Source organism: Bombella pluederhausensis (assembly GCF_026385525.1).
In the GTDB taxonomy this organism is placed as follows: domain Bacteria; phylum Pseudomonadota; class Alphaproteobacteria; order Acetobacterales; family Acetobacteraceae; genus Bombella; species Bombella pluederhausensis.
The window spans coordinates 939,110-961,526 of record NZ_JANIDY010000001.1; the positions used below are offsets into that span (position 1 = coordinate 939,110).

A 22,417-nucleotide genomic window follows, 5' to 3' on the forward strand; every position below is an offset into this window, starting at 1 on the left:
AATGATAAAGAAAAAGGGGCACAAAAGTGCCCCTTTTCTTCAAAAAACTCTACTTTATCAGCAGATAATTTGGAAACCTTACTTGGCAAGCTCTGGCAGTGGGTTCATCAGAGCCGGGTTGTCGATGTAATCAACCGGCACGGCGATGACCACAGGGCCCTGTGTCTCCATACCTTCACGCAGGGCTGCCTTCAGGCTCTCCACGCTGTTGACGTTGATACCCTTGGCACCGAAGGAACGGGCAAAAGCGGCAAAGTCAATCGGACCGAAGGCCACAGCAGCATCACGGCCGTATTTCTTCTCCTCCTGAATACGGACCATGTTGAAGTGCTGATCCACCCAAATGATATGAATCAGATTGCTCTTGAGGCGAACGGCTGTCTCAAGATCCATGGAGGACATCATGAAGCTGCCATCACCGGAAACAGAAATGACCTTCTGGGCCGGATTCAGCAGGCTGGCGGACATGGCCCACGGCAGAGCAACACCCATTGTCTGCTGGCCGTTGCTGATGAGCATCTGGCGGGCACGGAATACTTCAAGGAAGCGTGCGTGCCAGATATGGAAAGACCCCATATCCAGACAGATCGTGATGTCCTGCGCCACGAAATCTTCCATCACCTTGATGATCTCAAGCGGATGGAGCATGCCCTGCTGAGAGCTCTTTGCCTTGGCGAAGGCATTATTCTGGGAAGCACGATAGACTTCCAGAATCTTGTCCAGAGCTGCACCGGAAGTCAGGGCGCCTGTCTCACGAGTCAGATGCTGCATGGTCAAGGCGATGGAGCCGATCAGCTCAATCTCAGGGTTGAAGGCGTTATCCAGCTGAGCCGGAACGACATCAATATTGATGATCGGACGAGCGGATTTTCTGTTCCAGAGGCACGGATCATACTCAATCGGATTGTACCCGATAGCCACGACCAGATCAGCCTCATCCAGCAGGTAATCACCATACTGGTTATGGAACAGACCAACACGGCCACCAAAGCGTGACACCAGGTCCTTGGAAACAGTACCAGCAGCCTGATAGGTGCCAACAACCGGCAGGTTCGTCTTCTTCAGGAAAGCACGGATGGCATCAGCATTTTCCGGACGGCTGGCCTTCATGCCCAGCAGGACGACCGGCTTCTTTGCCTTCTTCAGGGCAGCTGCTGCTTCCTTGATGACATCTTCCGGAGCCGGACCATCCTTGACGGCATTGCGGTTGCCCATCACCGGATAATCTTCCGTGATCTCAGAGTTCAGCACGTCCATCGGCACGCTGACGAAAGCACCACCCTGACGGGGGGTCTCAGCCGCACGGAACGCATTCGCGATCACCTCAGACGTAGCAGCCGGAGCACCGATTTCGGCGCTGTACTTCGTCACCGGGCGCAGCATGCTGACCGTGTCCATGCTCTGATGGGTCAGCTTCAGCAGGTCGGCACGACCGACAGCACCACCAATCGTCAGGACCGGATCGCCTTCGGAGGTTGCTGTGGCCAGACCAGTCGTCAGGTTGGAAACACCCGGACCAGATGTAGCAATCGCCACGCCAGCTTTACCTGTCAGGCGGCCGATACCCCCTGCCATGAAGACGGCATTCTGCTCGTGACGGGCCACGATTGTACGGATGGGGGAATCTTCCAGTGCCTCAAAGAGCCGGTCAATCTTTGCGCCGGGGATACCCACAATGTGGTCAACGCCGTGGGCCTCAAGATTACGGACGATCAGATCAGCGGCTGTCTGTGCTGGCTTGGAGGATTTTTTCTGTGTCATGATAGTTCCCTGATCATGCCCGCCCTGAAAACGCCAGACGGGCCTTTATGGTCATGTATCAGCCGGGGGTCTGAAACCTCAGCCACCCTCTGCCGTGCGGATGGCCTCATGCAGACCAGCAGGCTGAAGGTCGGCCTTTGCGAAGTCTTCCGTCTTCGGGAGAGCAATCTCCAGATCGGAGATGCGGGCGACTTCCAGCTTGCCGGACTTCACACGGTAATTTGTCACATGGCCGCCATGCTTGCGGTCATCACTGAGGACATGGAGGTGATAACCTGCGACATTAATCCCCTGCATGTAGGGTGGTGTGCGGAAGCCAAGCATCACACCGCTGATCTCGCCCATGCTGAAGGTCGGCTGCTTGGCCACAACTTCCAGCATCCCCGGATAGGGCTTATGCTGACAGAACACCGTACGGGTATCGACTTTCTCAAATTCACCCGTAAAGCGTACAGCACCGAAAAGATTGGGATTATCAATAAGCTCATTGACGAGTTCTTCGAACTCCTCCTTGTCCATGGGCTTATCAATCGTCACCGTTTTTTCCGGTTCGAAATAAGTCACACAGGCAAAGGGGGTCTTCATATCCGCCGTGGTGCCAGAGGCAATCCCCTCGGAGCGGAACTGACGGACCTCACCTTCAGTCACAATCATCTCGCCATCCAGAGCATCAAACGTCCCCAGACCGAAATCACCATGCTGGACCAGCTCACCCAGCGTCATTTCACCGTCATAGACGGCATCCAGCAAGGCAGCCATCGTGGATGTCTGGAAAAGACGGTTTGGCTTTACACCTGAAGGTCGAGTCATATTGCCCCCTGTGTTGTTAATGTCTTCTTTTGTAATGCAGGGAAAAAACTCCCACAAATATATAGTTCCCATTATCTCCATATATTTTATATATGGCTTATGGATATCCGACATTTCCGCTATTTCGTCACCATCGCCGAGACCGGCAACATCACCAAGGCCGCTGAAAAGCTGGGTATGGAGCAGCCTCCCCTCAGCCAGCAGATACGCCGTCTGGAGCAGACACTGGGCGTTTCTCTCTTTCGCCGGCAACCCCGTGGCGTAACGCTGACAGAGGCCGGGCTCACTCTCCTGCCTCATGCACGGCTGATCCTTGATCTCCGCCGTCAATTCATTGAAGACGCTCACGGGCTGGCTCAAGGCAAGAAAGGCCATCTCCGCATTGGGCTGGCGGGGGCTGTCCCCCTACTGCCCAGTATTCCTTTCGCCATCCGGCAGTTCAGCAACATCGCACCGGGCGTAACGCTCTCGCTGGAAGAAAGCAACACGCCTGCCCTCTGCGAGGCCCTGCTTTCCTACCGCATGGACATCACCATTTTGCGCCCTCCCGTGCCGGATCAGGCCAATGTGCGGGTCATTCCCCTCTTGGACGAACCTACATTGATCGCCCTGCCCAAAGGACACCCCTTCACTGACGTACCGGAGCTGCATCTCAGCCGTCTGGCAACGGAACCACTCATCATCTTTCCCCGTGAGCTGGGGCCGGGTTTTTTCGATGCCATTCTGGCAGCCTACCGGGATGCCGGTGTCACGCCCTCATTAGGCCAGCAGGCCCCCCAGATTGCCGGGACTATCCCTCTGGTAGCCGCAGGACTGGGCGTTTCCATCGTGCCGCAATCCCTCGATCAGCTTCATACAGGCGGGGTCACGTTCCACCGTATCGCCCGCCCTGCGCCCCATGCCACTCTGGCCATTGGCATACGGATGGGCGAACAGCCTCCGCTCATCCATCATTTCATCTCTGTTCTTCAGCAAGCCTGCAAAACTTACAAGGACCTGCCAACCTGACAGACCTATGAACAGAAAAGCCTTCCCCACAGGTACAAACGTACCCACAGGAAAGGCTTTCTCATCATATCAGGTCAAAAAGACCGACCTGCTTACATGCCCAGCGCACGGCGATAGATGTCGAGCAGGGTCTCCTGCTCCTCCACCTCGGCAGGCTCCTGCTTACGCAGTTTCAGAAGCTGCTTCACCACTTTCACATCAAAGCCGGCTGATTTTGCTTCCTGAAATACGTCACGAATATCGGACCCGAGGGCTTTGCGTTCTTCTTCAAGGCGTTCAACACGCTCAATGATGGACCGCAGACGGTCCACAGCGATACCACCCGTTACGGCACCCTCATCACCATTGCCAATAGCCATACCTTCTCCTCCTCACTATACCCGAATGCCGGTTCCTCAGAGCGGCTTATCGCCCTCTCATACCCATGGTCAATACCACGCCTGCGAAAGAGCCACAGGCAGCAGCCACCCCGTAAGAAAAGGAACCGCACGAACCGGAACGAAACCGTTTCTCCTCCATCCCCTCCATCCGTTCTGATATGGCTTGAACGAGACCAGAGACAGGCTTTAAAAGAGGACCAGAAACAGGATACGGGGGCAAAGATAACCCGCCCCGGAGTTTCCAGAACAGGAAAGGTACGCCTTATCATGGCACACTCTCAGCAGACCGCCCCGTTTGACTACGTCATCTTCGGCGCCACGGGCGATCTGACGATGCGCAAACTTCTCCCGGCCCTCTATAACCAGCTTCGTGTTGGCCATGTTCCGGAGGAGGCCCGTATCATCGGGACTGCCCGGTCTTCCCTGTCCCGTGACGAGTATATTGCCCGTGCCCGTGAAGCTCTGGAAAACTTCCTGCCAGAACAGCACAAAAATGCCGAGCTGATCGAGCGTTTCCTCAAGAAAGTTCATTACGTTACGCTGGATGGCACGAAAAGCGACCATAACTGGGATGACCTGAAGGCCGTTCTGGACCAGTCCCCGGCTGACCGTATCCGTGTCTTCTACTACTCCACGGCACCGCAGCTTTTTGAAGCCATCAGCGAGAATCTCCACCGTTTCGGCTTCATCACCCCGCAGTCCCGTGTCGTGCTGGAAAAGCCGATCGGAACAGACAGTGCCTCTGCCAAGGCCATCAATGATGGTGTGAGCCGCTTCTTTGAAGAAAACCAGATTTTCCGCATCGACCATTATCTGGGTAAGGAAACCGTGCAGGACATCATCGCCCTGCGCTTTGCCAACCCGATCTTCAGTGCTGTCTGGTCTGCTGAGCACATCCAGAGCATTCAGATTACCGCTGCCGAGACCGTAGGTGTGGAAGGCCGTGCCGCCTATTATGACACGTCCGGCGCCCTGCGTGACATGATCCAGAACCATCTTCTTCAGGTCCTCAGCCTCTGCGCTATGGAGCCACCGGCTGATCTGGAGGCAGATTCTGTCCGTGACGCCAAGGTGAACGTCCTGAAAGCTCTGCGCCCTATCCCGGAAGATAAAGTCGCCAGCGAGACGGTCCGTGCCCAGTACGTCAAAGGTGAGCTGAAAGGTAAGCCTGTTCCGGGTTATCTGGAGGAGCTGGGCGATGAGAGCCACACCGAGACCTACGCCGTCATGCGGGCCTATATCGATACACCACGCTGGAAGGATGTGCCTTTCTACATCCGCACGGCAAAGCGTTCGACAAAGAAGGTGAGCGAAGTCATCGTAACCTTCAAGAAATCCGCGTCTTCCCTGTTCGGCACATCTGCCGCGTCTGACCGTCTGGTAATCCGCCTCCAGCCGGATGAAGGGTTCGGGCTGGCTCTGAATATCAAGAATCCTGCGGCTGCCGGGTTTGACCTCCAGCATGGCAGCATGACCGGAAAGTTTGCTCCGGCTGACGGGTCCCTCATCCCGGATTCCTACGAGCGTCTGATGCTGGATGCTGTCCGTGGTTATCCGGCCCTTTTCATTCGCCGTGATGAAGTGGAAGCCGCATGGGCATGGGTTGAACCGACCCTGAAAGCATGGGCTGCCAACAAAGCACCGATGGCGCATTACGCTGCCGGTTCCTACGGGCCGGAAGAAGCACGCCGCTTCATCGCCACAACAGGCGATGCGTGGCATGAAGACATGGCGCACTGATCTGCCCATGAGCAGCAACAGGAACGGTTTCCCCGTGCCTGCCATATGATTCGGCAAACCGCCCTGTCCTTTCTGGCAGGGCGGTTTTGCCTATCCGTCCTTTCACCTTTTGTCCATCCAGCCCCAAGGCACTCCCATCATGACAGAACCCACCACACCACCCCGGTTAGGCCGCCGCCGTCCAAGGCCGCCACGCTCCCTGAAACAGCACATCATCCGCCGCCTCATTGTCGTGGTTCCTGCTTTCCTGCTCATGTTCACCTTTGTCCGCACTGGGATACTGGACAGTCTCTATGACCAGTTTACCTTCAGTAAACTAAGCTGGTTCGACAATACCGCCCTTGTGGAGCATCTGCGCACCGTCATCACTCATAAGGGGCTGACCACTCTGCCGCGGCGCTGCCTTGTCATGGTCGTCAACGGGGATGGCAGCGTGAACACACCCACGATTGACGTGCTGGGACGGCATGGGAATGGCTGCCCCGGTGACAAACCTTCGGCAGAACTGCTCTTTCATGTGCGGGTGGATCGTGCAGGCCAGAGCATCATGACCGATGCAGGCTCGCCCGACATGTACCACCCCCTTACCCCCTGATGAATGCCCTGACCTGACCTGCCGCTTGACCCGCCCCGGACAGGCAGGCATAAGCACCCCCAGCCAGATGGTCGGGCGATCGCTGTGGTCCTTACGGAACATGGAGGAAAGTCCGGGCTCCACAGGAAGACGGTGCCGGCTAACGGCCGGCGGGGGCGACCCTAGGGACAGTGCCACAGAAACAATACCGTCCGCCTGTTTTCTCCTTTCTTGGGAGATGATGCGGATAAGGGTGAAACGGTGCGGTAAGAGCGCACCGCGCGGCTGGCAACAGCGGCGGTCATGGTAAACCCCACCGGGAGCAAGACCGAATAGGAATGACAAGCCAGATTATGGCTGAGGGGTCCTGCCCTGTCATTCGGGTTGGTTGCGTGAGGTGTGTTGCAAGACACATCCCAGAGGAATGATCGCCCCGTCCCTTGCTATCATGGGACAGGACAGAACCCGGCTTATAGACCATCTGGCCCCTCATCGTCCGCTCATGACCAGTCACGTCACAAGTCATCACCAGTTATGACCATGACGGGCCGAATACAGACACTCTCCTCCTCTCATTACCCCTTTGAAAATCCACATCTTCTTGGTCTCCGCCACAGAAGCCAGCTTCATATTGATGACATATTTCACGAAACTCTTGTTAAGTATTTATGCGACTTCTCTTAACGATCCACATCTCCTTTCCAGTGTCCTCACAATAAAAAGACAGGACACTGCCATTTTTCGCAATAAAACTTTGACGTCCCATAAAATCCCATGATACCCCATAACATCCCACCATCGGGGAATGGCATCGACCGTCCATCATTCACAGGCAAGGGAGGGAGGGACTTTTCAGATCATGACCATGTTTCTCGGAACCCACGCCAGCCGGGTGGACGCCAAAGGCCGCATTTCCATTCCCTCTCCCTTCCGCACTGTCCTGCGGGAACAGGCACGGCCGGGAGATGCCCTGATGATCATTCGGCCCTCCCACCTGCATGATTGCCTTGAGGGATGGTCTGCATCCGCCTTTTTCGCCTTCTCCAGTGCGCTGGATGACTATGATCCTTTTTCAGAAGATCATGACGATCTGGCCACAAGCCTTTATGCCGATGCTTATCCTCTGGACTGCGACAAAGAAGGCCGGGTTAATCTCCCAAAAAACCTGAAAGACCACGCCAAACTGGAAGGAGACGTCACCTTCATGGGGCTGGGCCGTGTCTTCCAGATATGGAACCCGACACTTGCCGAAGGCCGCCGAGAACAGGCCCGCAGCCGCGCACGGGACCTTGGCCGCCATAGACGCCCCACCGCTCAGGAGGCTTCCACATCATGAATCACGCCTATCAGATCGCTGAGGAAATGCAGCAGGAAGGTCACTTCCCCGTCATGCTGCCAGAGGTTCTGGAAACCCTGAATCCTCAGGCAGAGGGCGTGTATCTGGATGGTACCTTTGGCGGTGGCGGTTACAGCCGTGCCCTCCTGCGTGCCGCCCCCTGCACCGTCCACGCCATTGACCGTGACCCCGATGCCATCAAACGGGGGCAGCCCCTCGTTGCCGCCTCTGAAGGACGGCTGCACCTCCATCAGGGGACCTTCAGCGCCATGAAAGAACTGGTCGGTCATGTCGGTCCCTTTCAGGGCATCGTGCTGGACCTTGGCATGTCCTCCTTCCAGCTCGATCAGGAAGATCGTGGCTTTTCCTTCCGTCATGATGGCCCGCTGGATATGCGCATGAGCACTGACGGGCTGAGCGCTGCCGATATCGTCAATGGCGAGAAAGAGCAGGCTCTGGCAGATATTCTGTATCATTATGGTGAAGAACGCCGCTCCCGCCGTGTCGCACGGGCCATTGTCGATGCCCGCCAGAGTGGCCCGATACAGACAACCGGGCAACTTGCCGAGATCATCCGTAAGGCCGTTCCCAAAGAGCGCCCCAATTTTGACCCTGCCACACGCAGCTTTCAGGCCATTCGCATCGCCGTGAATGATGAGCTGGGAGAGCTGGAACGCACCCTAGAGGCCGCTCCTACCCTTCTGGCCCCGGGTGGGGTTTTCTGCATCGTGACCTTCCATTCTCTGGAGGACAGGATGACAAAACGGGCTCTCGCACGGCTGGCTGGCCGCGTAGCCGGCCCTTCCCGCCACACACCGCTCTCCATGCAGCGCTCAGAAGCCCCTGCTTTTGAGCTCCTGCACACACGCCCACGCACACCGACAGAAAAAGAACTACAGCTTAACCCCCGCTCCCGCAGCGCACGTCTGCGCGCCCTGCGGCGCCTCCCCGCCAATGGAGCCCCAGCATGATCCGTTTCGTTACCCTTTTCTGCGCCGCTATGGCCGCCGGTTCTGGCCTGTTTCTCTATACAAAGAAACACGAGACCCTCGTGCTCAATCAGGACATCCGGAAGACGGTCGAGGATACACGCCGTGTCCAGCAGCAGACAGCCATCCTTCGCACCCAGTGGGCTCTCCTGAACCAGCCTGACCGCCTGAGCGCTCTGGCTCAGCGTGTCCTACCGGAGTTGAGTCAGGTGGAGCCGACCCAGTTCGTCCAGCTGGCAGACCTTCAGAAGCGTCTCCCGGCTATCGACCACCGTATTATCCCTCCCTCACCTGGCCATACCGTGCAGCCACAGCCCAAGAAGGTGTCAGCCACACCTGTGGAGCCTGCCCACCCCGTGCCGGCAGCCGCTACGGTACACCCTCAGCATGACATGACCACAACGGCGGCTGTGGATCATCACACCAGCCGCCCACGCATGCGTGATGCCAATGGCGAGACGGACCGGCAACTGGAGAGAAGTCTGGCCCTTCTTAGCGGTCAGGGGAGCAGTGGCACGCCCCGCCATCACGCTCATGCTCTGGATATCGACCATAAGAAGGCACATCCCACCCCCGACCATACGCATGATGAACCTACCGAGGATGTTGTCTGGCATCCGGCCCAGCCGGGGGGGCATCGGGTCCGGGCTCATATGGGAGGGATTCACACCGCCTCCGCCCCAGCAACAGGGGATCAGTCTTCTCTCCCGCCGCCCGTTCCTCTGACCAACTGAGCCAGAGGCGGGTCTTGCGCCCGTTCACGTCTCATACCTGCCGAGCCTACGCCCCATGGCCTCCCGACCGTCCCGAAAGACTGACCAGACCCGCCAGAAAACCTCATCTGGTGGGAAGACAGGACGCCGTTTCATCCTGATCCGTCTTCTGGACTATATCCGGAAATGGTGGGCAGACCGCCGGGAAAATCCCCTTAGCTGGCTGGAGAAAAGCCAGAACAGGCTCATCTATCTCGGCATGGGCTTCCTGTTCCTGTATGGCGGCGTGGCCGTAAAGGCGCTCTTTGCCACCATACTGGCTCCCATGGCCCCGCTGCCCAACCAGATTGGCAATTCCATACCGGAAATCCCCCATCCGGACCCCAAAGCCATGGCGGGCAATGGCTTCGTGCTGCCCAACATCAAGCGGGCCAGCATTGTGGACCGCAACGGCCAGCCGCTGGCCCTCTCCCTGCCCATTGTGCAGGTCTATGCCAACCCCATGGAAATCATTGAGCCGGAAGATGTGGCCAAGAAGCTCCGCACGATCCTGCCCAATCTCAACATAGAAGAAACTGTCCGCCGGCTGAAACAGAAGAAACAGTTCGTCTATATCGCCCGCAATATTGCCCCCACGGATGAACTTGCCATCAACAATCTGGGCATTCCCGGCCTCTATTTTGAAAATGGTGAACAGCGCCATTATCCACTGGGCAATGTGGCCGCCCAAATTCTCGGCAGCGTAGATATCGACAATCACGGCATTGCGGGCGTGGAGAAATTCTTTAACCAGCGCCTGCTGGAGGACCATACCCCACTCCGTCTTTCCATTGATGCCCGTGTGCAGGCCGCCATCCGTGATGAACTGAATGACGCCAAGACCCGCTTCCGGGCCATTGGTGCCTCTGCCATCCTGATGGATGTCCATACCGGGGAAATTCTGGCCATGGTCAGCCTACCTGACTATGACGCCAACAACTTCGCTCATGCCGCTGACGACGCCCGCTTCAACCGTGCCGTGACAGGCATGTATGAACCCGGCTCGACCTTCAAGCTCCAGACGGCGGCTATGGCCCTCCAGCTGGGCGTGGCGCACCCGTGGGACCAGTTTTCAACCATCCCCATCCATGTCGGCCGCTTCACGATTTCCGACCTCAAGACAGATCACTTCGCCCCATGGCTGGCTCTGCCTTCAGTCATGGCCTATTCATCCAACCCCGCCTCGGCTCACATTGCGCTGGATGTCGGGCGGCAGCGCCAACATGACTGGCTGAAGAATATGGGGTTTCTGGATCGTGTTCCTGTAGAGCTCCCCGAAGCAGGACGCCCTCTGGTCCCTTCTCTTAAAAACTGGGGGGAAACCACAGTCATGACGGTCGGCTTTGGTCATGGTGTGGCAGAATCCCCTCTCGCCATCGTCCGGGGAACGGCCTGTACGGGTAACGGGGGCTATCTGGTCACCCCCACCCTTCTGGCCCGTGATCATCTCAATGATGATGTCGTCATGGCAGAGGAACAAAAGGGACCGCATCTCATTTCTGCTGAAAATTCCAGCCTGTTGCGGCGCATCCTGCGGCTTGTCGTCACCAAAGGGATCGGCAAGAAGGCCGAAAGCCCCGGCTATCTCGTGGGAGGAAAGACAGGTACGGCAGAAAAGATCGGTGCCCATGGTGGTTATCTGAAACATGTCAACATCACAGCTTTTACAGGCATGTTCCCCATGAACGACCCAAAATATGCCCTCTATGTCATGCTGGACGCCCCTCAGGGGACAGCAGAAACACACGGCTGGACCACGGCCGGATGGATTGCTGCCCCGACTTTCTCCCGTATCGTGACACGCACAGCCCCTATGCTGGGGCTATTCCCTCTGGAACCCGCCAAAGCCCAGCAGATTGATGAACAGCTGGCCCTGTCACTTTCACCACCCGTGCCGCCCGGTGTCCACCGCCCGCTCGGCCCCGGCAATGACCCCGGCGCTGCCACCGTCAACCGTCTGGCCGCCAAGCATGGCGCCCATCACGCCCGCTGACGCTGATTCTGTTACCGCTCCCATCATGAAGGCATCTCCCATGAAACTCTCCTCCCTGCTCCATCATCATGGCCTTTCCAGAGAGCTCATCAAAGACCCGGAGATTTCCAGCATCACTGCTGACAGCCGGAAGGCAGGAGCAGGTAGCCTTTTCGTAGCCCTGAAAGGAACAAAACAGGATGGGCGCCATTTCATTCCCTTAGCCATTGCCCAAGGGGCGGCGGCCATCGTACTGGCCGCCTCACCAGATGAACATTATCCCACAGAACAGAGTGAAAACGGCCACACAGCCCTCATCATCACCCTGCCCGACCCTGCCCGTTTCCTCGCCCGGTCTGCGGCCCTGCTGGCTGGTCCACAGCCGGACCACATCGCCGCCATCACCGGCACAAACGGCAAGAGCAGCACGGCAGACTTCCTCCGTCAGCTTCACCAGCTCCGTCACGAGAAAGCAGCAAGCCTCGGTACTCTAGGGCTCATCAGCGATGTGGACCTGCCTCCTCTGCCGTCCCTGACTACACCCGATGCCGTTACCCTTGCGGACACGCTTGCCGCCCTCAAGGCAAAAGGTATCAACCATGTCGCACTGGAAGCCTCGTCACATGGGCTTCAACAGCACCGGCTGGATGGTGTTGCCATCACGGCGGCAGCGTTCTCCAACCTCACACGGGACCATCTGGATTATCATCACACGCTGGAAGCCTACCGACAGGCCAAGCTGCACCTGTTTGACGACCTGCTTCCCGAAGGAGGCCGGGCCGTCATCAACAGCGACATGGATGGCGAAAGCTACAAGGCCCTTCATGAAATCGCCATACGCCGCAGGCTGAACCTCCGCACGGTTGGCACGACAGGCAAAACCATCCGCATTCTGGAGGCCACACCTACCCCGCAGGGCATGGACCTAACGCTGGAACTTCATGGTCTTACCCTGCCGCCGCTTCACTTCCCACTGCCGGGCCGTTTTCAGGCCGAGAATGCCCTTCTGGCAGCCGCTCTTTGCTGGGATGACGACAAGGACGCTGAATCAGTCATCGCCCTGCTGCCGCACCTGAAAGGCGTACCGGGCCGCTGCGAGCCTGTCGCCCATCTGCCGAACGGGGCCTGCGCTTATGTGGATTATGCCCACACACCCGACGCTCTGGAACATGTGCTGCTCAGCCTGCGGCCTCATGCCAGCGGCCGACTGGTCGTTGTCTTCGGTGCAGGCGGAGATCGTGACAGGGGCAAACGCCCCCTCATGGGGCAGATTGCCGCCCATCTCGCTGATGAAGTCATCATCACCGATGACAATCCCCGCAGTGAAGACCCTGCCTCCATCCGGGCTGAAATCCTTGCCACAGCACCGCAGGCAAAAGAGATCGGCGACCGTAAAGAAGCCATCCGTACGGCTCTTGCAGGGCTGAAAGAAGGCGATGTTCTGCTCATCGCCGGGAAGGGGCATGAAACAAGCCAGATCATCAAGGGCGAGACGCATCCTTTCGATGACCGTACCATCACTGCCACACTCGCAAAGGAGCTTGCCTGATGCCCACCAGCCTCTGGAACAGCAGGGAACTCCGTGACGCCACACAAGGAGAACTTTCCGGTGATGTGCAAGTGCATGGCGTCTGTATCGACACACGTATCCTACAGCCCAGCGATCTTTTCATTGCCCTGATCGGCTATAATTCAGACGGGCACCGTTATCTGCGACAGGCATTAGAGGCCGGAGCCAGCTGCGTTATGGCTCATGATGAGGCCGCTATTGCCGAAGCGGACCTAACAGATGATCCCCGCCTGCTGAAAGTCACCGACACCATGCAGGCACTGGAGGCTCTGGGGCGTTATCGGCGGTCACAGTTTCAGGGCAAGGTCATCGCCATTACGGGAAGCGTGGGAAAGACAACCACCAAGAACATGCTAGCTACGGCCCTTGCGCCTTATGGCAGGGTCCATGCCTCCGTGGCCTCCTTCAACAACCATTGGGGTGTCCCGCTGACCCTCGCCCGCCTGCCGAAAGAGGCCGACTTCTGCATCAGTGAAGTGGGCATGAACCATCCCGGTGAGATCGCTCCACTGGCAGCCCAGATACGCCCGGATATCGGCGTCATCTCCACCATTGGCAACGCTCATCTGGGCCATATGGGCAGCATTGACGCCATTGCCGAAGAAAAAGCCGCCTTGTTTGCTGCGCTTCCTTCATCAGGCATTGCCCTCTGCCCGGAAGGTTCACAGGGCCTTGCCCGTCTGACAGATGCCCTGCCTGCTGACGTGCCCCTCTGGCAGGTAGGCACGACAGAAAAAGCAATCATCCAGCTGACGCAGCTTGCCTGCACGGCGGAAGGCAGTCACTTCCATCTAGCCACACCACAGGGGGAAACGGACGTACAGCTTACGGCCCCCGGCCCTCATCTGGCCCGCAATGCCGCTCTGGCCCTCGGTGCCATTGCCGCACTAGGGCTTTCCCCACAGGCAGGCGCCGAAGCCCTGCATCCTTTCCTTCCCGAAGCAGGACGGGGTCAACAACGCCTGTTGCCCGGCAATGTCACCCTGCTGGATGAAAGCTACAATGCTTCCGGCCCCAGCATATGCGCCGCCATCGAGACGCTGGCCCTCATGCCTGCAACCCGCCATATTGCCGCTCTGGGCGACATTAGAGAACTGGGCGAGTTTGCTGATGCCGAACATCGTGCTTTAGCCAAGCCGTTAATAAAGCATGACATTCTAACATTCTGCTGTGGTTCGCATATGAAAGCCCTTTACGAGGCCCTGCCACCTTCCTTACAGGGAGGGTATGCTGAAACTTCAGTCCAGCTTGCTTCCCTGCTGCGCCCTGCCCTGAAAAAGGGAGATGTCCTGCTTGTGAAAGGAAGTCTGGGCAGTAACATGCGCGCCCTCATTGCTCTACTGGAGCAGCCCGTACCCACAACACAACACGCCCCAGAGTCCGCCTGATGCTCTTTAACCTCCTTGCTGCACCTTCTTCCTCTCACGGCGGCCTTCTCAATCTGCTGCATTACATGACCTTCCGGGCCGGATGTGCCTGCCTGACAGCACTGGTCATCTCCCTGCTGCTCGGCAAGCCCTTCATTGCCCAGCTCAAACGCATCCAGCGACAAGGTCAGCCCATCCGTGCCCTCGGGCCGGAACGGCACATACTGGAGAAAGCCGGTACCCCCACCATGGGCGGCGGCCTCATCCTGTTCTCCCTCACGCTTTCCACCCTTCTCTGGGCCGATCTGTATGACGGGTTCGTCTGGGCTGTCCTGCTGACAACGCTGGGCTTCGGGGCTATCGGCTTTGCAGATGACTATCTCAAACTGGCCAAGGGTAACAGTAAAGGCGTCTCCAAGAAAATCAGACTGGGTGGAGAATTCCTGATTTCCTGCCTTGCCGGTATCGCCATGGAAGCCCTGACACCGCCTGACCTGCGCAATGCCGTGGCCTTTCCCTTTGCCAAGACATTCGTGCTGCATCTCGGCTATGTCTTCCCGCTCTTTGCGATGGTGACCATCACGGGCTTCGGCAATGCCGTGAACCTGACGGACGGGCTGGATGGGCTGGCCACTGTACCCTCCATCATTGCGGCCCTCGTCTTCGCCCTGATTGCCTATCTGGTCGGCAACCATGTGTTTGCGGATTACCTCCAGCTCCATCACGTCCCCGGTACCGGAGAACTGAGCATCTTCTGTGCTGCGTTGATCGGGGCCGGGCTGGGCTTTCTCTGGTTCAATGCACCACCGGCAGAAGTCTTCATGGGGGATACCGGGTCTCTGGCACTGGGTGGAGCACTGGGTGCCGTGGCGGTCGCCGTAAAGCATGAACTGGTCCTCTGCCTCGTTGGCGGGCTGTTCGTGGTGGAAACCATTTCCGTCATCATTCAGGTCTTCTGGTTCCGCCGCACGGGGAAGCGCATCTTCCTCATGGCCCCGCTGCATCATCATTTTGAAAAGAAAGGCTGGCAGGAACCGAAAATTGTCGTCCGCTTCTGGATTGTTGCCATCATTCTGGGGCTGTGTGGTCTCGCCACACTGAAGCTACGCTAATGACCACCGCATCCTCTCTCTCCTCCCTCACATGGCCTGCCACACTGCTGGCAGGTCGGCGCTATGCTGTATGCGGTCTGGGACGTAATGGTGCGGCTGTCGTGCAGGCCCTGTTAAATCTGGGCGCAACGGTTCAGGCATGGGACGACAACAAACCAGAACTCCCTGAACCTCTTTCCACTCATCCACGCCTGACCCTTGCACCACTTGTCGATCTCTCGGGCATGGATGCCCTGATCCTCTCGCCCGGCATTCCTCATCACCTGCCCAAACCACACCCCACAGCCCTGTTGGCGCAGGAACAACATGTCCCCATCCTCTCGGATGCAGAACTGCTCTGGCAGGTCGTACGTAAAGCAGGTTCAAAGGCACGCTTCGTCTCCATTACGGGAACAAACGGCAAGTCAACCACCACGGCCCTGTTGACCCATATTCTCACACAGGCCGGTATTCCTGCCTGCTGTGGTGGCAATTTCGGTACAGCCTCTCTTGCCCTGCCTGCTCTGGGAGATGATGGCGTCTATATCGTCGAAATGTCCTCCTACATGCTGGAACGGCTGAAGGACTATCACGCCTGTGCCGCTGCCCTACTCAATCTGACACCGGACCATCTGGACCGGCACGGCTCCATGCAGGGCTATCTTGATGCCAAAGCGCATGTTTTTGACAATATGACACAAGATGATCTCGCCATTCTGGGCGAAGATGCCTCATGGACGAAAGCCCTGCGCCAGCGACTAACAGAACAGGGTGTGACCGTACGAACCCTTGCCATCACGCAGGCCGTGCCAGAAACGGAAGCACCATTTTTACCGGGGCAGCATAACGCCCAAAATATCGAAACCTGCCGGGCCATCGCCCGTCATCTTGGCCTGACGGAAGATCAGATCGCTGCGGGAATCAGAAGTTTCACCGGGCTGGATCATCGCCTTCAGCTCGTGGCGCAGGCTGATGGAATCAGCTTTATCAACGACAGCAAGGCCACCAATGCCGAGGCCAGCTTTCATGCGCTCCGGGCCTTTCCCAAAAGCCTATGGATCGCCGGGGGAACCGCTAAGGAAGGCGGCATAGCCAGCCTCGCACCGCTTTTCAGCCATGTACGCCGGGCCTTTCTCATCGGGCGGGATGCGCCACTTCTGGCTGAAACGCTGGCGGCCCATGATGTTTCTTTCGAGATGAGCGAAACGCTGGAACAAGCCACTCAGGCCGCATGGGATTTCGCCCGGACGCAGGAAGCCCTGCCTATCCTACTCTCCCCGGCCTGTGCCAGTTTTGACCAGTTCCGCAATTTTGAAGAACGAGGCACGGCCTTTGCAACACTGGCCCGCCGCCTCTGTGCGGAGGTACCCTGCTGATGGCTTTTTCCGACCGTTCCGACAGTTCCGCCAAAGCCCAGTGGTGGCGTAGTCTCGACCATGTCAGCCTGAGCTGCGTGGGTATCCTGATTGCTCTGGGCTACATCCTCATGCTGGCTGCCAGCCCTGCCGTGGCACACCGTATCGGGGCCTCCCGGAACATGTTCATCCTCAAGCAGGTGGTCTTTCTGGCCCTTGCCGGTTCGGTCGTCATCATCACATCCCGGATGAGCCCCCGCATGATCGGGCGGATCGCCGTCATGGGCGGTATTGTGGCTCTGGGGGCCACCTTCATGACCCTTGTTCATGGCATGGAGATCAAGGGAGCCAGACGCTGGATCGCTCTGCCACTCATGTCTGTTCAGCCCTCTGAGTTTCTAAAGCCCTGCTTCGCAGTCGTAACGGGCCTTCTGTTGAGCCTGCGCCATACGCTGAGGCTCTCCAATGGCTGGCGCTTTCCGGGACGGCTGGTAGCCTGTGGGGTCTATGTTGTCATTGCGGCGCTGCTGCAGGCACAGCCTGATATTGGGATGCTGTCCGTCATCAGCATGGTATTCATTACCCAGCTTTTCATTGATGGTCTTCCCATCATCGTGTTCGGTATGCTGGTTTCGGCAGCTCTGGGTGCCTTCGGGGTAGCCTATCTGGTATTTGAGCATGTTCATTCCCGTGTGCAGCGCTTCCTGCATCCTGATGTAGGCGACCATTACCAGATTGATACCTCCATGCGGGCCTTCGGGAACGGAGGACTACTCGGCCGTGGCCCCGGTGAAGGCCGGGTGAAAGACCTTCTGCCCGATGCTCATGCTGACTTCGTCTTCTCCGTAGCCGGGGAGGAATATGGTTTCGTGATGTGCCTGTTCATCATCGCCGTTTTCACCGTACTGGTTTTCTCTACCCTCAACCGCCTGTTGGAGGAAAAGAATCCCTACATCATTCTTTCAACCAGCGGGCTGATAACTGGGTTCGGGTTGCAGGCCTTTGTGAATATGGGGTCATCACTCCATCTGATCCCCACCAAAGGGATGACATTACCGTTCATTTCCTACGGGGGCAGTTCAGCGCTTTCGGTTGCCCTGACCATTGGCATGGCACTCGCCCTGACCCGCCACCGCATACAACCGGGCCTGTTTACGCCGCCCCCTGCCTCTGCTGAAACAGCAACACGCCTGACCACATCATTCCAGAAAGGACACGACTCATGACACATGCACCGATCGTCATTGCCGCCGGAGGTACGGGCGGACATTTCTTTCCTGCTGAAGCTCTGGGAGCCGAGCTATTGGAACGAGGCTACCCTGTCATTCTCATGACGGACGCCCGCAATGGTCGTGCCTCACAAGGTGTCTTTGCACGTAGCCCCCGTTATGTTCTCAATAGTAGCGGCGTGGCTGGTAAGAAACCGATCGACAAGCTCAAAGGCATAGGTCGGCTGCTCTGGAGCAGTCTGGGAGCCCGTCAGGTCATGGCCAGACATCAACCTGCCGCTGTGGTCGGCTTTGGCGGTTATCCATCCATTCCGCCCCTGCTCGGCAGCCGCCTGAATCTGGGCAGGAAACCCGCCCTCATCATTCATGAAGGCAATGCCATTCTTGGGCAGGCCAATGCCCTTCTGGCCCGTTTCGGCGATGCGATTGCCACATCCTACCCACGTGTCGCCCGTCTGCCAGTCGGAAAACATGTTGTGCAGACAGGTATGCCCGTCCGCCCTGCCATAGAGGCACTGGCCGAGACACCCTATAAAGCGCCAGAAACCTACAGTGATGCCCCCATCAACCTGCTCATCTGGGGTGGATCACTCGGTGCACAGATATTCAGTTCGGTCGTGCCGCAGGCTCTCTGCAACCTGCCACGGCATATCCGGCTTCGCCTGCAGGTCACCCAGCAGGTTCACGAAGATATGGTGCCTGTTATTTCCGGCATCTATCAGCAAGTCGGCATCAAAGCGACAGTCACCCCTTTCATTGACGATGTCGCCACAGAGCTGGACAAGGCGCATCTTGTCATCGGTCGTGCAGGTGGGTCTTCCGTAGCCGAGCTGGCCATGGTCGGGCGTCCATCCATTCTCGTACCGCTCCCCATTGCTGCTTCCGATGAGCAAAGCGTCAATGCTCAGGCTATGGAGCGGGTCGGCGGCGGATGGATGGTCCGTCAGCGTGATTTCTCCTCCGATGCGCTCTGCAAGCATCTGCTTCACCTGATCGATCACCCTGAAGAACTGGCTCATGCCGCCGAAGGGGCCCGTGCGCTCCAGCAACGTCATGCTGCCAAAAAACTCGCTGATCTGGTTGAAACGACCATCAAAGCCTGATTACCTGCCTTTTCCCTTCCCCTCTGCCGGAGCTCCCCCTGATGCGTGCATTACCCCTCAACCTTGGCCTGATCCACTTCGTTGGCATTGGCGGCATCGGCATGTCCGGTATTGCCGAAGTGCTGCACATGCTTGGCTACAAGGTTCAGGGCTCGGATATTGCTGAAAATGCCAATGTAAAGCGTCTTCGCAAATCCGGCATTCATGTACATATCGGCCATGATGAAGCCAATCTGGGGGAAGCACGGGTCGTTGTCATCTCTACCGCCGTGAAACGGGATAATCCGGAAGTCATGGCTGCCCGTGCCCGGCTGATTCCCGTTGTCCGGCGGGCAGAGATGCTGGCGGAGCTGATGCGCTTGCGCTGGGCCGTGGCCATCGGGGGGACGCATGGCAAGACCACTACCACCAGTCTCGTGGCCTGCGTGCTGGAACAGGCCAAACTGGACCCGACCGTCATCAATGGCGGTATCATTGAAGCCTATGGCACCAATACCCGCATGGGGTCCGGTGACTGGATGGTTGTGGAAGCTGACGAAAGTGACGGCTCCTTCCTCCGCCTGCCCGCCATCATTGCCGTTGTCACCAACATGGACCCCGAACATCTGGATCATTGGGGGTCTGACGAGGCTATGGAAGCCGGATACCGACAGTTCGTCTCCAACATTCCCTTCTATGGCTTCGCTGTCCTCTGCGTAGATCACCCCCGTGTGCAGCAGATGATTCCCCAGCTCTCCGACCACCGTGTCGTGACTTACGGCTTCAGCCCGCAGGCCGATGTCCGGGCCGAAATCATCGGGACGGACAGCAAGGGCGTGACCTTCAACGTCACCATCACAGACCGGACCACCAGCAGCCAGCGTCTGGCGGGTCCATTCCATCTACCCATGTTCGGGCACCATAATGTCCTCAATGCCGTAGCGGCCATTGCCGTGGCGCAGGAAATGGAAATCCCCGATCACGTCATCGCTGATGCCCTTGGCGGCTTCCGTGGTGTCCAGCGTCGTTTCACCCTGACCGGCACATGGAATGACGTAAAAATCATTGATGATTACGGCCATCACCCTGTCGAAATCGCCGCCGTTCTGAAAGCTGCCCGGCAGGCTGGAGCCGGTCACGTCATCGCCGTCATCCAGCCGCACCGTTATTCACGCCTCAGCGCCCTGTTCAATGATTTCTGCACCTGCATGAATGACGCCGATACCGTCATCGTAGCCGATGTCTATGCTGCCGGAGAAAGCCCCATCGAAGGCATCGGGCGGGACCAGCTTGTCGAAGGGCTGCGGGACCGTGGGCACCGCCATGTCCTGCCTCTGGCCTCCCCGGATGAATTGGCCGATCTTGTGGCTGACATTGCCGCCCCGGGCGATTATGTCGTCTGTCTCGGGGCTGGGTCCATCACTCATTGGGCACAGGCCCTGCCTGAACAGCTTTCCAACCTCAAGCGGGACGCATCATGACGGCTGGCACCCTTTTCCAGAGTCTGCGAGGCCGACTGAAAGCACAAGCCCCTCTGGCCGCCCGCAGTTGGTTCCGCAGCGGTGGAGCCGCAGACTGGCTGTTCGTCCCGCAGGATGCCGAAGACCTTGCCTCGGCCCTGCGCCAGTGCCCGCCTGATATGCCCGTGACGGTTCTGGGGGCCTGCTCCAACGTCATCATTCGTGATGGTGGCCTACCGGGATTGACCATCCGCCTCGCCGGAGGCTTCGCTGGTATCGAGGCTGATGGCGATGGCCTGATCACTGGAGCCGCTGCACTGGACAGTAGCGTGGCCGAAACGGCGGCACAGGCTGGCATGTCCGGCTTTGCGTTTCTCTCCACCATTCCCGGCTCCATTGGCGGGGCAGTCTGCATGAATGCGGGGGCCTATGGGGGTGACATGTCCACCCTACTCGACTGGGTAGACATCCTGACCCATGAAGGCACCCTCCAGCGTCTGCCCGCCTCGGCCCTGAACATGCAGTACCGTCACAGCTCCCTGCCTGAAGGCAGCATCGTCCTGCGTGCCCGCCTGAAAGCCTGTGAAGAGGAAGACCCCGCCGCCATACAGCAGAAAATGCAGGAGATGCGGGCCAGTCGTGAGGCCAGCCAGCCCCTGCGGGCCCGGACAGGTGGCTCCACCTTCCGCAATCCCGAAGGCCATAAAGCATGGGAGCTGATTGACGCTGCCGGCTGCCGGGGCCTACGCCACGGCGGAGCGCAGATCAGCGAAAAGCACTGCAATTTCATGCTCAACACAGGTAACGCCACCAGCACGGAGCTGGAGGAACTCGGTGAAACAGTCCGTGCCCGTGTTCTGGATAAAAGCGGCATCAGTCTTCATTGGGAAATCAAACGACTAGGCCGTCCTCTCCCCTCCGCTCCTTCCCTCTGATGATGAGACAACCGGGCATGACAGACAAAAATACTCTCCCCGCCGCCAAGCCTCTTTCCATCGCTGTATTGATGGGCGGTATATCCAGCGAACGTAGCGTCAGCCTCTCCAGCGGCAAGGCTGTCATGACCGCTCTGAAAGAAGCCGGACATCATGTTCACGCCATCGATGCAGGACCGGACATCACAGCCACTATCACCGCTCTGAAAGCCTGCCAGCCGGATGCTGTCTTCAATGCCCTTCATGGTCCCGGTGGCGAAGATGGCGCCATTCAGGGCGTTCTGGAATGGCTGGGAATTCCCCATACCCACTCTGGCATTCTGGCTTCTGCCATTGCCATGAACAAGGCCAGCACTCGTATGGCCCTTCAGGCAGCCGGACTGCCTGTGGCAGAAGGCTGTCTCATCACGCCGGAAGAACTGAAACAACGGGCACCGTTACAGGCCCCCTATGTGCTCAAGCCCGTAGCGGAAGGCTCCTCTGTCGGTGTGCACATTCTTCATGAAGATGATGCCGAAAAACGCCGGACCATCGCCGATTCATGGACATTCGGCCCCCAGATTCTGGCCGAGCGTTTCATCCCCGGCCGTGAGCTGACGGTTGCCGTACTTGGTGATGATGCCTTAGCCGTAACGGAAATCCTCCCGCAGGAAAGTGGCGGGTTTTACGACTTCGCTGCCAAATATCAGGCCAATGGTTCCCGCCACATCATCCCAGCCCCCCTGCCTTCTGACATTACGGAACAGGCCCTCACCCTTGCCCGCAAGGCTCATCAGGCTCTGGGCTGCAAGGGAGCCAGCCGGACAGACTACCGTTATGATGGCGATCGTAGCGAGCTCATCATTCTGGAGGTCAACACCCAGCCGGGTATGACGGCCACATCCCTGCTCCCCGAGCAGGCCGCCGCACGCGGTGTGAGCTATCCGCTGCTCTGTCACTGGCTGGTGCTGGATGCGCTGGGTCAGGCACAGCCTCTGTCCCTTCATCCCGTTCCCCAGCCCTGAAA

At 58.1% G+C, this 22,417-nt stretch carries 19 protein-coding genes and 1 other RNA gene; 17 read left to right on the plus strand and 3 right to left on the minus strand.

Annotation, left to right across the window (positions count from 1 at the left end; genetic code table 11):
- Positions 1–78: 78 nt before the first annotated feature.
- Both alsS and budA read right to left on the minus strand, forming a co-directional pair.
- Positions 79–1,761: an acetolactate synthase AlsS gene (gene alsS, locus NQF86_RS04260; protein WP_266116335.1), complete on the minus strand. Its 1,683-nt coding sequence runs from the start codon at positions 1,759–1,761 to the stop codon at positions 79–81.
- Between the two features lie 78 nt (positions 1,762–1,839).
- Complete coding sequence (gene budA / locus NQF86_RS04265) at positions 1,840–2,571, minus strand: acetolactate decarboxylase (RefSeq protein WP_266116336.1); 732 nt, start codon at positions 2,569–2,571, stop codon at positions 1,840–1,842.
- A 99-nt stretch (positions 2,572–2,670) separates the two neighbouring features.
- Between budA and NQF86_RS04270 the strand changes: the two genes are divergently transcribed.
- On the plus strand, positions 2,671–3,579 hold the full coding sequence (locus tag NQF86_RS04270) for a LysR family transcriptional regulator (RefSeq protein WP_266116337.1): 909 nt from the start codon (positions 2,671–2,673) through the stop codon (positions 3,577–3,579).
- A gap of 92 nt (positions 3,580–3,671) precedes the next feature.
- Here NQF86_RS04270 and NQF86_RS04275 read toward each other — a convergent pair whose 3' ends face one another.
- On the minus strand, positions 3,672–3,938 hold the full coding sequence (locus NQF86_RS04275; RefSeq protein ID WP_266116338.1) for a DUF2312 domain-containing protein: 267 nt from the start codon (positions 3,936–3,938) through the stop codon (positions 3,672–3,674).
- A gap of 288 nt (positions 3,939–4,226) precedes the next feature.
- On the opposite strand from NQF86_RS04275, the gene zwf reads away from it, so the two are divergent.
- From zwf to NQF86_RS04355, 16 genes are all read left to right on the plus strand, one after another.
- Positions 4,227–5,699 (plus strand): glucose-6-phosphate dehydrogenase, encoded by a 1,473-nt coding sequence (zwf, locus tag NQF86_RS04280; RefSeq protein ID WP_266116339.1) that lies wholly within the window; start codon positions 4,227–4,229, stop codon positions 5,697–5,699.
- A gap of 139 nt (positions 5,700–5,838) precedes the next feature.
- The gene (locus tag NQF86_RS04285) at positions 5,839–6,294 is read left to right on the plus strand and encodes a hypothetical protein (RefSeq protein ID WP_266116340.1); all 456 of its coding nucleotides are present in this window, start codon (positions 5,839–5,841) and stop codon (positions 6,292–6,294) included.
- A gap of 63 nt (positions 6,295–6,357) precedes the next feature.
- An RNA gene (rnpB, locus tag NQF86_RS04290) (RNase P RNA component class A) lies at positions 6,358–6,762 on the plus strand.
- Between the two features lie 370 nt (positions 6,763–7,132).
- On the plus strand, positions 7,133–7,609 hold the full coding sequence (mraZ, locus tag NQF86_RS04295; RefSeq protein ID WP_266116341.1) for a division/cell wall cluster transcriptional repressor MraZ: 477 nt from the start codon (positions 7,133–7,135) through the stop codon (positions 7,607–7,609).
- 26 nt (positions 7,610–7,635) lie between these two features.
- Entirely contained in the window at positions 7,636–8,580 is a 945-nt protein-coding gene (gene rsmH, locus NQF86_RS04300; protein WP_266116469.1) for a 16S rRNA (cytosine(1402)-N(4))-methyltransferase RsmH, read from the plus strand.
- A complete protein-coding gene (ftsL, locus tag NQF86_RS04305) occupies positions 8,577–9,332 on the plus strand; it encodes a cell division protein FtsL (RefSeq protein ID WP_266116342.1) in 756 nt (251 codons plus the stop codon). The genes rsmH and ftsL overlap by 4 nt, the downstream gene beginning before the upstream one ends.
- 238 nt (positions 9,333–9,570) lie before the next feature.
- Positions 9,571–11,343 carry a peptidoglycan D,D-transpeptidase FtsI family protein gene (locus NQF86_RS04310; RefSeq protein WP_266116470.1) on the plus strand — a complete coding sequence of 591 codons (1,773 nt, stop codon included), beginning with the start codon at positions 9,571–9,573 and terminating at the stop codon, positions 11,341–11,343.
- 40 nt (positions 11,344–11,383) lie between these two features.
- The gene (locus tag NQF86_RS04315; RefSeq protein ID WP_266116343.1) at positions 11,384–12,871 is read left to right on the plus strand and encodes a UDP-N-acetylmuramoyl-L-alanyl-D-glutamate--2,6-diaminopimelate ligase; all 1,488 of its coding nucleotides are present in this window, start codon (positions 11,384–11,386) and stop codon (positions 12,869–12,871) included.
- On the plus strand, positions 12,871–14,280 hold the full coding sequence (locus tag NQF86_RS04320) for a UDP-N-acetylmuramoyl-tripeptide--D-alanyl-D-alanine ligase (protein ID WP_266116344.1): 1,410 nt from the start codon (positions 12,871–12,873) through the stop codon (positions 14,278–14,280). Before NQF86_RS04315 ends, NQF86_RS04320 begins: the two co-directional genes overlap by 1 nt.
- Positions 14,280–15,371 carry a phospho-N-acetylmuramoyl-pentapeptide-transferase gene (gene mraY, locus NQF86_RS04325; protein ID WP_266116345.1) on the plus strand — a complete coding sequence of 364 codons (1,092 nt, stop codon included), beginning with the start codon at positions 14,280–14,282 and terminating at the stop codon, positions 15,369–15,371. Before NQF86_RS04320 ends, mraY begins: the two co-directional genes overlap by 1 nt.
- The gene (gene murD, locus NQF86_RS04330) at positions 15,371–16,726 is read left to right on the plus strand and encodes a UDP-N-acetylmuramoyl-L-alanine--D-glutamate ligase (RefSeq protein ID WP_266116346.1); all 1,356 of its coding nucleotides are present in this window, start codon (positions 15,371–15,373) and stop codon (positions 16,724–16,726) included. Before mraY ends, murD begins: the two co-directional genes overlap by 1 nt.
- Positions 16,726–17,931 (plus strand): FtsW/RodA/SpoVE family cell cycle protein, encoded by a 1,206-nt coding sequence (locus NQF86_RS04335; RefSeq protein WP_266116347.1) that lies wholly within the window; start codon positions 16,726–16,728, stop codon positions 17,929–17,931. The genes murD and NQF86_RS04335 overlap by 1 nt, the downstream gene beginning before the upstream one ends.
- Positions 17,928–19,037 (plus strand): undecaprenyldiphospho-muramoylpentapeptide beta-N-acetylglucosaminyltransferase, encoded by a 1,110-nt coding sequence (murG, locus tag NQF86_RS04340; protein WP_266116348.1) that lies wholly within the window; start codon positions 17,928–17,930, stop codon positions 19,035–19,037. The genes NQF86_RS04335 and murG overlap by 4 nt, the downstream gene beginning before the upstream one ends.
- A 41-nt stretch (positions 19,038–19,078) precedes the next feature.
- Positions 19,079–20,497 (plus strand): UDP-N-acetylmuramate--L-alanine ligase, encoded by a 1,419-nt coding sequence (gene murC, locus NQF86_RS04345; RefSeq protein WP_266116349.1) that lies wholly within the window; start codon positions 19,079–19,081, stop codon positions 20,495–20,497.
- The gene (gene murB, locus NQF86_RS04350; protein ID WP_266116350.1) at positions 20,494–21,411 is read left to right on the plus strand and encodes a UDP-N-acetylmuramate dehydrogenase; all 918 of its coding nucleotides are present in this window, start codon (positions 20,494–20,496) and stop codon (positions 21,409–21,411) included. The genes murC and murB overlap by 4 nt, the downstream gene beginning before the upstream one ends.
- Before the next feature lie 17 nt (positions 21,412–21,428).
- A complete protein-coding gene (locus NQF86_RS04355) occupies positions 21,429–22,415 on the plus strand; it encodes a D-alanine--D-alanine ligase (protein ID WP_266116351.1) in 987 nt (328 codons plus the stop codon).
- The last annotated feature ends 2 nt before the right edge of the window (positions 22,416–22,417 follow it).